Source organism: Mycobacterium szulgai, from assembly GCF_002116635.1.
GTDB classification, from domain to species: Bacteria; Actinomycetota; Actinomycetes; order Mycobacteriales; family Mycobacteriaceae; genus Mycobacterium; species Mycobacterium szulgai.
This window is the reverse complement of record NZ_LQPW01000132.1, coordinates 95,306-108,181: the sequence shown is the minus strand read 5'-3', so window position 1 is coordinate 108,181 and position 12,876 is coordinate 95,306. Positions and strand designations below refer to the sequence as shown.

Below are 12,876 nucleotides of genomic sequence, written 5' to 3'. Positions count from 1 at the left end.
GCTGGTGGATGATATTGAGGTGAGCATCGCCGGGCACCGTCCCAAACGCGGGGAGCTGCGCATCTATCTGGGCGCGGCGCCCGGGGTCGGCAAGACCTACGCGATGCTCGGCGAGGCACACCGGCGCCTGGAACGCGGAACCGACGTGGTGGCCGCCGTCGTCGAGACCCATGGACGAACCAAAACCGCTGAGCTGCTTGACGGCATCGAGATCATCGCGCCCCGCTACATCGAGTACCGCGGCGGCAGTTTTCCGGAACTCGACGTGGCCGCGGTGCTGGCGCGGCGGCCCCAGGTGGTTCTGGTCGACGAGCTTGCTCATACCAATACCCCGGGTAGTACGAACCACAAGCGCTGGCAGGACGTCGAGGAGCTGCTCGACGCGGGGATCACGGTGATCTCCACGGTCAACATCCAGCACCTGGAGAGCCTCAACGACGTCGTCGCCCGGATCACCGGCATCGAACAGCAGGAGACCATACCGGACTCGGTCGTGCGGCAAGCCGCTCAGGTCGAACTCATCGATATCACACCGGAAGCGTTGCGCCGCAGGCTGTCCCACGGCAACGTTTACACCTCCGAGCGAATCGATGCGGCACTGTCCAACTACTTCCGGCGCGGAAACCTCACTGCCTTAAGGGAATTGGCGCTACTATGGCTCGCTGACCAGGTGGACACCGCGCTGGCCAAATATCGCGCGGAAAACAAGATCACCGACATGTGGGAAGCCCGCGAACGCGTCGTCGTGGCCGTTACCGGTGGTCCGGAGTCGGAGACCTTGGTACGCCGAGCATCCCGGATCGCGTCGAAGTCCAGCGCCGAGCTCATGGTGGTACACGTCCTGCGTGGCGATGGACTGGCCGGTCTGTCGGAGGCCAGGATGAACAAGATCCGCGAGTTGGCCAACAGCCTCGATGCTTCCTTGCACACCGTAGTCGGTGACGATGTACCCAGCGCCCTACTCGATTTCGCCCGCGAGATCAACGCCACCCAACTGGTGATCGGCACGTCGCGCCGTTCCCGGTGGGCGCGCCTCATCGAAGAGCCCATCGGCTCGACGATCGTGCAGGAGTCCGGCAAGATCGACGTGCACATCGTCACACACGAAGAGCGTGGCGTTCGGACACCGCCGATTCCGCCCAAGGGGCGACGCGTGCTGTCCTGGCTGGCGGCGGTGATCGTGCCATCGGCCATTTGCGGCCTCACAGTGACCGTACTGGACCCGTATCTGGACACCGGCGGTGAGAGCGCGCTGTTCTTCGTGGGTGTGCTGTTGGTGGGCCTGTTGGGAGGCGTTGCGCCCGCTGCTCTTTCGGCAGTGCTGTCCGGAGCGCTGCTGAACTACTATCTGATAACTCCGCGACACAGCTTCACCATTGCCGAGCCGAGTAGCGCGGTCACGGAGTTGGTGCTGTTGCTGATCGCGGTGGCGGTCGCCGTTCTTGTCGACGGCGCCGCCAAACGGGCCCGCGAGGCTCGCTTGGCGTCCCAGGAAGCCGAACTGCTGACCCTGTTCGCCGGATCGGTGCTGCGCGGCGCGGATCTCGACACGCTGCTCGAGCGAGTGCGCGAGACATACTCGCAGCGCGCCGTCAGCCTGCTGCGCGAACACAACGACCGCGACAAGGGTCACGTTATCGCCTCAGTGGGCAAAGATCCTTGTGTCACAGTCGATTCCGCCGACACCGCGATAGAGGTGGGCGACGACGAGTTCTGGATGCTGATGGCCGGCAAGAATCTGTCCGCCCGGGATCGCCGCGTCCTCACCGCGGTTGCCAAACAGGCGGCGGGGTTGGTCCGACAGCGCGAGCTGGCCGAAGAAGCCGGCCGAACCCAGGCAATCGTGCAGGCCGACGAGCTGCGCCGCTCGCTGCTTTCCGCGGTCAGTCACGACCTGCGCACTCCGCTGGCAGCGGCCAAGGTCGCGGTGTCCAGTTTGCGCGCCGGAGATGTGGCCTTCTCCCCCGAGGACACGGCCGAATTACTGGCCACCATCGAGGAATCCATCGACCAGCTCACCGCACTGGTGGGTAACCTGCTCGACTCGTCGCGGCTGGCCGCCGGCGTCGTGCGCCCGGAGTTGCACCGGGTGTATTTAGAGGAAACGATGCAGCGCGCGTTGGTGAGTATCGGCAAGGGCGCCACTGGTTTCTACCGATCCGCAATCGACCGGGTGAAGGTCGACGTCGGTGACGCGGTGGTCCTGGCCGATGCCGGACTGCTGGAACGGGTCTTCGCCAACCTGATCGATAACGCATTGCGGTACGCGCCCAATTGCGTGGTCCGCGTCAACGCGGGCCAGGTGGGCAATCGCGTGCTGATCAACGTCATCGACGAGGGGCCCGGTATACCACCCGGCGCCGAAGACCAGCTCTTCGAAGCCTTTCAGCGGATGGGCGATCACGACAACACCACCGGAGTGGGCCTGGGCATGTCGGTGGCACGCGGCTTCATCGAGGCCATGGGCGGCACCATCGCCGCTGGCGACACCCCGGGAGGCGGATTGACCGTCGTCGTGGATCTGGCTGCGCCACAGGATGAGTCATGACGCGGGTACTGGTGATCGACGACGAGCCGCACATCCTGCGCGCGCTGCGGATCAATCTGTCCGTGCGGGGCTACGAGGTCATTACCGCCTCCACCGGAGCGGGTGCCCTGCGTGCCGCCGCCGAGCATCCACCCGACGTGGTGATCCTCGACCTCGGCCTGCCGGACATGTCGGGCATCGACGTACTTGCCGGGCTGCGCGGCTGGCTCTCCGCGCCGGTGATCGTCCTGTCGGCGCGTACCGATTCGTCGGACAAGGTACAGGCGCTGGACGCCGGTGCCGACGACTATGTGACGAAACCGTTTGGTATGGACGAGTTTTTGGCCCGGCTGCGTGCCGCTGTGCGCCGCAATACCGCGGCCTCCGAGTTGGACCAGCCTGTTATCGAAACCTCCGCCTTCACTGTGGATTTGGCCGCTAAGAAGGTGCTCAAGAACGGCGCCGAGGTGCATCTGACCCCGACGGAATGGGGCATGCTCGAAGTGCTGGTACGCAACCGGGGCAAGCTCGTCGGCCGCGAGGAGTTGCTGAAAGAAGTGTGGGGTCCGGCTTACGCGACCGAAACTCATTACCTGCGTGTATATCTGGCGCAGCTGCGACGCAAGCTCGAGGATGACCCGTCGCATCCCAATCATCTGCTGACCGAGTCGGGCATGGGATATCGCTTCGAGGCCTGAGTCGCATCTGCCACAGGGGTATCGGCTCCAGGGTAATAGTGCGTTTGCCCGCCTCTGAGCGACAGCTTCGCCGCGGCGCGCAGCGCCAGCACCCGTTGGTGAATACGATGTTCGGTCGCGCGTGGCACGTAGCCGGGCACGTACCGGCCGCGCCCGCGCCGGTACACCCTGCCCCGGGCCAACTCCCAGCGTAAGGCATCCGAAACCGCCTTGGACGGTCTGCCGCGAACCCGAAAGCCATGCCAATCAAGGACCTTCACCAATTCGGCAACGGTGGCCGGCCCATGCAGCAGCAGGTGCATAGTCAACACGTAGCGGAGTTCGATTCCGCGCAGTTGTAAGGTCATTGCGCAACCTTCGCACGCGGGTATGACATCGACTGGGTCTGCGCAATCGACTGTGCACCTAGGGTTTCGACTGTGCGCCCACGGCGAAGATCTCGCGAACGGCAGCCCTGACCGCTCACTCGATCAGCAGGGCCGCACCCACCGAATTTGTCGCTCAGAGGCGGGCAAACGCACTATTACCCTGGAGCCGATACGCCTGTGGCAGTTGTGATTTAACGAGCGATAGACAACACGATACCGTCCAGGATGTCGTGCTCGCTTACGATCAGCTCATCGATCCCGGCCCGCGCCGACAGCTCGCGCGCCAGCTCCTCCACCACGATGGCACCGCCGCCGATCACGTCAACGCGGCCCTCATGCATCGGCGGCAATGCGGCACGCTGCTGTCGAGTCATACCGATCAGCTGCTCACAGACCTCCAGCAACCGATCTCCGGGCACACGCGAAAGATGAATAGCCACCGGGTCATAACGCGGCATACTGTGCGCCAGCGCCGATAACGTGGTCATCGTTCCGGCCAGGCCCACCCAGGTCCGGGCCTTCGCAACTGGCACCACACGCAGTGCGGCGTCAAGCTTTTCGCGGACCACCAGGCGGGCTGCCATTACCTCATCCGGCGTCGGCGGGTCGGAATGCAGACACCGCTCGGTCAGCCGCACGCATCCGATGTCGGCCGAATAGCTTGCCAGCACGCCAGATTCGCCGAATACGATCTCGGTGGATCCACCACCCAGGTCGACGACGACGAAAGGACCTGCCGCGCTTTCCAATTCATCGACGGCACCCTTGAAGGAAAGCTCAGCTTCCTCCGCGCCGCTGATCACCTCGGCAACCGAGCCCGCAATCGCGGCGCCCAGCACCTCGGCCGTCATCGCAAAGAAGGCATCGCGATTCGTGACGTCCCGGGCGGCCGACGTGGCGACCATCCGCACCCGTTCGACGTTGTGTATCCGCAGCAGTTCGGCATAGTCGGCCAACGCGGCCCGCGTCCGGGCGATCGCCTCCGGCGCGAACTGGCCGGTCGCGTCGACTCCCTGCCCCAGCCGCACGATCCGGGTCTCGCGGTGCACATCGCGCAAGTGCCCACCTGCCACGTCGGCGATCAGCAAGCGAATCGAGTTGGTACCGCAGTCGATGGCGGCAAACCGGCTTATTGCCACGTCAGCACCGCCGCAGTCCCGGGCTCGCCTGCCAGCAATGCCACCACCTCGTCGCCGAGCGGGTTCACCCCCGGGCCCTTGGCCAGCGAATGCGCGATCAGCACATGCAGGCATTTCACCCGGTCCGGCATCCCACCGGCGGAGAACGTGGTGCCCAAGGGTTCGATGGCGTCACGCTCGGCCAGATACGACTCGTGTGCGCGCCGATAGGCCGCCGCCAGCTCGGGGTCGCGCCGCAGCCGCTCGGTCATCTCACGCATCAGCCCGGTGGTCTCCAGCCGGCTCGCGGCCGCCGTCAACACCGGATGCGTCAAGTAGTACAACGTCGGAAACGGTGTTCCGTCAGCAAGTTTCGGCGCCGTCTTCACCACTCCGGGTTCACCGTTGGGGCATCGGTAGACGATTTCCAGCACGCCACGAGGCTCGCGGCCGAGCTGACGTGCCACCATGTCCAGATCGGCGCGGTCAACCACCGGGCGTGGCCGGGGTAGACGGGGTGGGTGCGGCCGGCGCCAGGTGCGGATTGTCGGCGATCGTATGCCACAGCGAGGTGTACCAGGGTTCGTCGCGGGCCGGACTGGCCGCTTCGGTACCCGGCTGCGGCGACGCCGCCGCCGTCGGCGGCAGCTGCACCTGGAACGGGATATCTCCCGGCTTGACGAAACCGAGACGCTCGCGGGCCTGTGCGGCGATGTATGCCGGGTCGGCCAGCTGGCCTTTGCGCTGCTCGAGTTCGGCAATCTGACGGTGCAACGCCGCTTCCGTCGCCGACAATTGCTCCATTTCGGTGCGTTGCGCAAAGTAAGTGCGTACCGGTCCGGCGATGGTCAGCGTCAATACGCAAATCACCGCCGCCAGTACCGCCGCCCGCCGGGCGGTAAAACCCAGCCGCTGCTCGGAGCGCTGTTCGACCGATTCGGTGAACGACCGCTTGATCGGCTCGACGACATGTTCCTGCACCGTGCGGGTGGTATTACGGCCCGCATGCGGTGCCGGCGAGGGCTTGCTGGCCCGCCGGCCGCGGCCCGTGTCGCCCGCCTTCCCCGGGCGCGAGGCCGGGGCGCGGCGCTTCGGATCGGGCTTGTTGGGCAAGCTATTACCTACCTACTTCGGGTCCGGCGCGTAACGCGGAAAGGCCAGATCCCCGGCATAGCGGGCCGCATCACCCAACGCCTCTTCGATTCGCAACAACTGGTTGTACTTGGCGACGCGTTCGCTTCGGGCCGGCGCCCCGGTCTTGATCTGTCCGCTGCCGACGGCCACCGCCAGGTCGGCGATGATGGTGTCCTCCGTCTCGCCGCTGCGGTGGCTCATCATCGTGCGGTACCCGCTGTGGTGCGCCAGCGCGACCGCGTCCAGGGTCTCGGTAAGCGTTCCGATCTGATTTACCTTGACCAGCAACGCGTTCGCCACACCGCGCTCGATCCCTTCCTCGAGGCGCTCGGGATTGGTCACGAAGATGTCGTCGCCGACGATCTGCACGCGGTCGCCGATAGCGGTCGTCAGACCGGCCCAACCGTCCCAATCGTCCTCGGACAGTGGGTCTTCGAGCGACACCAGCGGGTAGGAACCGAGCAGCCCGGCGTAGAACTCGGCCATCTGCTCAGCGCTGCGAATCGATCCCTCGAACTTGTAGCCGGTCCCGTCGGTGTAGAACTCAGTGGCCGCCGCGTCCAAGGCCAACGCTACTTCCGAGCCGGGTTTGAAACCGGCCGATTCGATTGCCCGACTGATCAGATCCAGCGCCGCGACCGTGCCTGCTACGTCCGGGGCGAAGCCGCCCTCGTCGCCCAGCCCGGTGGACAACCCTTCCTTCTTCAGCACCGACTTCAGCGCGTGGTACACCTCGGCACCCCAGCGCAGCGCCTCGGCGAAGCTGGGCGCGCCGATCGGCGCCACCATGAACTCCTGAATGTCGACCGCGGTGTCGGCGTGGGCGCCGCCGTTGAGGATGTTCATCATCGGCACCGGCAGGATGTGCGCGTTGGGCCCGCCGACGTAGCGGAACAGCGGCAACTCAGCCGAATCCGCGGCCGCCTTGGCCACCGCCAACGACACGCCCAGAATCGCGTTGCCACCCAGTCGCGACTTGTCCGGAGTGCCGTCGAGGTCTACCAGCGCCTGGTCGACCAATCGCTGGTCGTCGGCGTTGAGACCGATGACGGCCGGGCCGATCTCGTCCAGGACAGCCTGCACGGCCTTTTTCACACCCTTGCCGCCGTACCGGTCGCCGCCGTCGCGCAACTCGACGGCTTCATGTTCGCCGGTCGACGCGCCGGAGGGCACTGCGGCCCGGGCGAAGGTCCCGTCGATCAGCGCTACCTCGACCTCGACAGTCGGGTTGCCGCGGGAATCGAGGATCTCGCGCGCCCCGACCTGCTCGATAATCGGCACTGGGTTCTCCTTTGCGTCCTAGCTGATGGCTTCCCAGCTGGGGGGTCAGCGATCCATCTTTCTACAGCGGATGACCCGCCGCGTAAGCGGTCGCCCAGTCGCGCACGGCCCGCGCATAGACACCGGAATTGTTGTAGGCCCGCAGCGCGGTGATCCATCCTCTGGGCGTCGCGAGATCCTTTCCACGCCAACACAGATAGCCGGCCGCCGACAACGCGGCATCGTCGATGTTGTCCGGGCTGGCGATGCCGTTGGTACTGGCGGCGACCCCATACAACCGCCACGTCTCGGAGATGAACTGCATCGGGCCCATCGCACGCTCCACCCCGGCGTCACCGTCCATACCGCCCTGGTCGCTGTCGACGATCCGCAAGGTGCCGCCGGTGCCGTCGAGGCGAACACCGCGGATGGGGGGCCGAACGTCCCCGTTGGGCGCGATGGTCGCGCCCCGATAGGTGCCGTGGTGGCTTTCCACCTGCCCGATCCCGGCCAGCGTGGTCCACGCGATATGACACTTCGGGTTCTCCACCTCCGCAACGCGCGCGGCGTAGGCGTAGGCCTCTAGCGCCAGAACCGGGATCTCCAAAGCCGCGGAGCGCTTCTCCGCCCATTCGCGCAGCTGATCGGCGGGCCGGCCGCTGGCCACATGCGTGTCCACCGGCGGAACCGGATCACCGGGCGGCGGCGGCACGCCCTCGGGGATGAAAAGACTGAGCTGCCAGGTGCAACTGGACGCCAACAGCATCGCGGTCGCCCCTATCACGGCGACCGCGCGCAACCAGCGTCTCGGCGACACAGTTCTCCTTCAGTCATGATCATCGTCCCATGGGTTTGCCCGATGCCCCCTTGCGCACGGCGCTCAGCACATGGTCAGGTGGCCGATCGCGGCTGAATGTTTGTTAGCTACCAGTTAATTTGGCTATTTCAGTTCCCAATGTTGCTGCAGCAAAACACCTATGCAGCAAATATTTCAGATATCGCTTGCTGTGGAAAATCTCTGAGTCGCCGCAAACATGGTGAAGCGGCGGTCTAGCGCCGCCCTTTGCGCTTTTTGGATCCGCCACGAGCCCCTTTGGCGGGCTCAGCGGCCTCGGCATCGTCCGACGGTTCTTCTGATCGTTCATCGGGCAACACGGCAACCGGTTCCGCCCCGGGCGGCCAGTGGGCAAGCCATTCCTGCGCCGTAATGACCCCGAGCGGACTCATATCCAGCTCCTCTGCCACACTATCGCCGCGCCGGCTGGCGGCGATGCCTCTCTCCACTCGCCGGACCGTGTCGACGAAATCCAAAACGGCTGCACGCAAGGTGTTTTCCGCATCGATATCGGCAGACACCGAGATCGAGGTGATCTCGTCTGGAATCAGTTCGGCGGGCAGTCCAGCCTGCTCCACCCGGTGAATGACCTTCTGCGCCAGCGCTAGTGCCGGTTGCCCGGTATGAACGTCGTCGAGCACCGAGCTGCGCGATTTCTCTGACGCTTTGCGCTCTTCCCACTGCGCCAGCTGGTCCTGCAGCGAAATCGATTCACCGGCAAGCACTCCCGGGGCCCGGTTGCCCAGTTTGCGCATGAGTGTGTCGGCGACGTCGTCGATGGTGAATGGCAGTAAGGCCGCATCTTCGGCTATGCGGGCGTGGAAGAGCACTTGTAACAGCAGGTCGCCGAGCTCTTCCCGCAGCTCCTCGACATTGCCGCTGTGCACCGCGTCGAGCAGCTCGTAGGTCTCCTCCAGCAGGTAGCGGCGCAACGACTCGTGGGTCTGTTCGCTTTCCCACGGTCCGTCGGTGCGAAGTTTGTCCATCATCGCGACGGCGTCGATCAATCGCTCGCCGCGCTGGCGGTCCGGTGCCGAAATCAGCCGGGCGCCCGCGGCCAGTCGGGCCACCACGGCCGGGTGATTGGGGTCCGACGACAGCAACACCGGAGCGTCGTCGCCCATGTGCACAGGATGCGCGTCGGGCAGCGACCAGGGCACCGCGACCGGCATCTCTTCGGTGTATTGCACCGGACCGCTGAGCAACGCGATGGCATCGACGGGCACCAACGACGGGCGGCGCGGGTCGACCAGAACGATAATCACTACCGCTCCTCTCCGTCCGCCGCTGCCGGGCCTGATGCTGACGGACCCGTTATACCAATATCTTGCTGGGGTTTTCCTCCCAGCGCGGTGATCAAGTCGGCCACCATCTGCAGCAATTCGACGTCGCGGAGCCGGGGCGCGCCGATACCCCCGGCGCGTGGGATAGGCACCTGAACGGTATTCGTAGTGGCCCGGTAGCTGCCTCCCGGATAGATCCGCTTGAGCCGCACCTGGGCCGAGTCCGGCAGCGTCATCGGCGATAACCGCACCGTCGCCGCCGACGAGGTGCTCACCTCGGTGATTCCGGACTCACGGCACAGCAACCGCAACCGAGCGACCGCCACCAGCCGGCGGGCGGGTTCGGGCAGTGGCCCGTATCGGTCGGTCAGTTCGTCGACGACGGCGTCGACGGCGCTATCCGAGGGGGCGGCGGCCAGGCGACGGTACCCCTCCAGGCGGAGCCGATCGCTGGCAATGTAGTCCGGCGGTAGATGCGCGTCGACGGGCAGATCGATCCGCACGTCCTTGGGTTCCTCCGGAGTGGTCACCGTCTTGCCGTCGGCTGCGGCGCGGTAAGCCTCGACGGCTTCCCCGACCAGCCGGACATACAGGTCGAACCCGACTCCGGCGACGTGCCCGGACTGCTCCACGCCGAGCACGTTGCCGGCGCCGCGGATCTCGAGGTCCTTCAGCGCGACGGCCATACCCGCGCCCAGCTCGTTGTTCTGCGCGATGGTCGCCAACCGGTCATAGGCCGTCTCGGTCAGCGGCGTATGCGGCGGATAGAGGAAGTAGGCATAACCCCGCTCGCGGCTGCGGCCCACCCGACCCCGCAGCTGGTGCAGCTGCGATAGCCCGAAGGTGTCGGCGCGCTCGACGATCAGCGTATTTGCGTTGGAGATGTCCAGCCCGGTCTCCACGATCGTGGTGCACACCAGGATGTCGTATTCGCGGTTCCAGAATCCTTGCACGGTGCGTTCCAGCAGATCCTCGGGCATCTGCCCGTGTGCAACGACGACGCGCGCCTCGGGCACCAGCTCGCGAATCCGGGCGGCGGCCCGGTCGATGGAGCTGACCCGGTTGTGCACGTAGAAGGCCTGCCCCTCACGCAGCAGCTCGCGGCGCAAAGCCGCCGCGACCTGCTTGTCGTCCTGCGGACCCACGTAGGTCAGCACCGGATAGCGCTCTTCGGGCGGGGTCAGGATCGTCGACATCTCCCGGATCCCGGCCAGGCTCATCTCCAAAGTGCGCGGAATCGGGGTGGCGCTCATGGTCAGCACGTCGACGTGGGTCCGCAGCGACTTGATGTGTTCCTTGTGCTCGACGCCGAAGCGCTGCTCCTCGTCGACGACTACCAGCCCCAGGTCCTTCCAGCGCACGCCGGTCTGCAGCAGCCGGTGGGTGCCGATCACGATGTCCACCGATCCGTCGGCCATGCCGTCGATGACGGCGCGGGACTCGGACGGGTCGGTGAACCGCGACAACCCCTTGACCGTCACCGGGAACCCGGCCATCCGGTCGGTGAACGTCTGCAGATGCTGATCGGCCAGCAGCGTGGTGGGCACCAGCACCGCGACCTGTTTGCCGTCCTGAACCGCCTTGAACGCCGCTCGCACCGCGATCTCGGTCTTGCCGTAGCCAACGTCGCCACAGATCACCCGGTCCATCGGCACCGACTTCTCCATGTCGGCCTTCACCTCGGTGATCGCGGTCAGCTGATCGACGGTCTCGGTGAAACCGAACGCGTCCTCCATCTCGGCCTGCCACGGGGTATCCGGGCTGAAGGCATGTCCGGGGCTGGCCTGCCGCTTGGCGTACAGCGACACCAGTTCGCCGGCAATCTCCCGCACCGCGCGGCGCGCCTTGGTCTTGGTGTTGGCCCAGTCGCTGCCGCCGAGCTTGCTCAGCGCGGGCGCCTGCCCGCCGACGTAGCGGGACAGCTGGTCCAGCGAATCCATCGGGACATAGAGCCGGTCGGCCTGTTGGCCGCGTTTACTCGACGCGTACTCGAGCACTAGATACTCGCGGCGGGCGCCGCCGACGGTGCGTTCGACCATTTCGACGAATCGCCCGATGCCGTGCTGATCGTGCACCACCAGATCGCCGGCGGTAAGCGCCAGCGGGTCGACGGTGTTGCGCCGCTTGGCCGCCAGCCGCTTGCCTTCGACGGCCGTAGCCCGGGCGCCGGTCAGATCGCTTTCGGTAATGACGACCAGGTTGGCGCCGGGAATCACCACGCCTTCATGCAACGGGCCCTTGAGCACGCCGACCAGGCCGGCCTTGGGCGCCGCGCCGCAATCCAGCATCGCCGCCGGGGTGTCGGATTCGGCCAGCCGCTCCACCACCCGGTGTGCGGTCCCGGTGCCCGGGGCGACCATCACGGCGTACCCGCCGGTCGCGACGTGCGCCCGCAGCATGGCGAAGATGCCGTCGATGTCACGCTGATGTCCGCGCGCCGAAGGCGCCGCGCGGACATCCAGCTCCACCGCCGCCTCACTCGACAACTGACTCAAGGTCCACCACGGATGACCGGACCGGGCCGCGGCGTCCTCTACTTCATCGAGTTCGGCGAAGCCGGAGCCGCCGAGTTGTTCTACGTCGACGGGCGCATCCGTGCCCAGCGCCGCAACCGACCAGGACGCCTCCAAGAATTCCCGCCCGGTCTTGATCAGGTCGGCGGCTCTGGTCCGCACCTTCTCCGGGTCGCAGACCAGCACCGGCGTACCGGCCGCGAGCTGATCGGTCAACAGCGCGTGACGTCCGTCTTTCGCGGGATGCAGCACCGAAAGCAACGCTTCCATGCCGTCGACCGCAATCCCCTCGGCCAGCTTGGCCAGCATGTCGGTGACGCTGCCGGTGACCGTCTCGGCGCCGGTGGAATGTTGCGCGGCCAACTCCGCGGCACGTTGCCGCACATCGGCACTGAGCAGCAACTCGCGGCAGGCGACAGCGATCAGCGTCTGAACGTCGATCTCGGGTATGGAGCGCTGGTCGGCGACGGAGAACATTCGCATCTCGGTGATCTCGTCACCCCAGAACTCGACGCGTACCGGATGCTCGGCGGTCGGCGGGAAGATATCCAGGATCCCGCCGCGCACGGCGAACTCCCCGCGCCGGCCGACCATGTCCACCCGGGTGTAGGCAAGCTCGACCAGCCGCGCGATCACATCCTCGAAAACGACTTCCTGACCGACGCTAAGCGTGACCGGTTCCATCAGGCCCAGCTGAGGCGTCATGGGCTGCAGCAGCGAACGCACCGCCGTCACCACCACCCGCAATGGTGGCCCCAGCCGCGCATCATCGGGGTGGGCCAGCCGGCGCAGCACCGTCAGCCGGGTGCCAACGGTGTCGACACCGGGCGAGAGCCGCTCGTGGGGCAGCGTCTCCCAGGACGGAAACAGCGCCACCGCGGTGCCGAAGACACCCTTCAGCTCTGCGGTCAGATCGTCGGCTTCCCGTCCGGTGGCGGTGACCACCAGCAACGGTCGCTGCTGGGCCAGCGCGCTCACCACGAACAGGCGTGCGCCGGCGGGCCCGACCAGCGTTAACTCGTCGGGTCGATCGGCGGCGCGCTCGATGAGTTGAGTGAATGTCGGCGCGGTCAACGCCAATTCGACGAGCCCCGCGATCGGGGTATCTGGGCTGGCAGCCCCCGGTGCGGTCATGATGAA

9 protein-coding genes and 1 pseudogene are annotated in these 12,876 nt (G+C 66.1%); 2 read left to right on the top strand and 8 right to left on the bottom strand.

What is annotated here, in order from left to right; all coding sequences use genetic code 11:
* Position 1: 1 nt before the first annotated feature.
* Both AWC27_RS18635 and AWC27_RS18630 read left to right on the top strand, forming a co-directional pair.
* Entirely contained in the window at positions 2-2,548 is a 2,547-nt protein-coding gene (locus AWC27_RS18635) for a sensor histidine kinase (RefSeq protein WP_085671840.1), read from the top strand.
* Positions 2,545-3,225, top strand: a complete 681-nt coding sequence (locus tag AWC27_RS18630; RefSeq protein WP_085671839.1) for a response regulator — start codon at positions 2,545-2,547, stop codon at positions 3,223-3,225. The genes AWC27_RS18635 and AWC27_RS18630 overlap by 4 nt, the downstream gene beginning before the upstream one ends.
* Positions 3,226-3,271: 46 nt before the next feature.
* Here the strand turns inward: AWC27_RS18630 and AWC27_RS32245 are convergent.
* The 8 genes and pseudogenes from AWC27_RS32245 to mfd form a co-directional block, all read right to left on the bottom strand.
* A pseudogene (locus AWC27_RS32245) lies at positions 3,272-3,572 on the bottom strand (hypothetical protein); the annotation flags it as partial.
* Between the two features lie 212 nt (positions 3,573-3,784).
* Entirely contained in the window at positions 3,785-4,732 is a 948-nt protein-coding gene (locus tag AWC27_RS18620; protein ID WP_139837077.1) for a Ppx/GppA phosphatase family protein, read from the bottom strand.
* Entirely contained in the window at positions 4,723-5,205 is a 483-nt protein-coding gene (locus AWC27_RS18615; protein WP_085671838.1) for a DUF501 domain-containing protein, read from the bottom strand. The genes AWC27_RS18620 and AWC27_RS18615 overlap by 10 nt, the downstream gene beginning before the upstream one ends.
* Positions 5,198-5,824, bottom strand: coding sequence for an FtsB family cell division protein (locus tag AWC27_RS18610; protein ID WP_085671837.1), 627 nt, complete (start codon positions 5,822-5,824; stop codon positions 5,198-5,200). The genes AWC27_RS18615 and AWC27_RS18610 overlap by 8 nt, the downstream gene beginning before the upstream one ends.
* A gap of 12 nt (positions 5,825-5,836) precedes the next feature.
* Complete coding sequence (gene eno, locus AWC27_RS18605; protein ID WP_083112443.1) at positions 5,837-7,126, bottom strand: phosphopyruvate hydratase; 1,290 nt, start codon at positions 7,124-7,126, stop codon at positions 5,837-5,839.
* A gap of 61 nt (positions 7,127-7,187) precedes the next feature.
* Positions 7,188-7,922, bottom strand: coding sequence for a lytic transglycosylase domain-containing protein (locus AWC27_RS18600; RefSeq protein ID WP_085671836.1), 735 nt, complete (start codon positions 7,920-7,922; stop codon positions 7,188-7,190).
* 233 nt (positions 7,923-8,155) lie between these two features.
* A complete protein-coding gene (locus AWC27_RS18595; protein ID WP_085671835.1) occupies positions 8,156-9,205 on the bottom strand; it encodes a nucleoside triphosphate pyrophosphohydrolase in 1,050 nt (349 codons plus the stop codon).
* Complete coding sequence (gene mfd, locus AWC27_RS18590; protein WP_085671834.1) at positions 9,205-12,870, bottom strand: transcription-repair coupling factor; 3,666 nt, start codon at positions 12,868-12,870, stop codon at positions 9,205-9,207. Before mfd ends, AWC27_RS18595 begins: the two co-directional genes overlap by 1 nt.
* Positions 12,871-12,876: the final 6 nt, after the last annotated feature.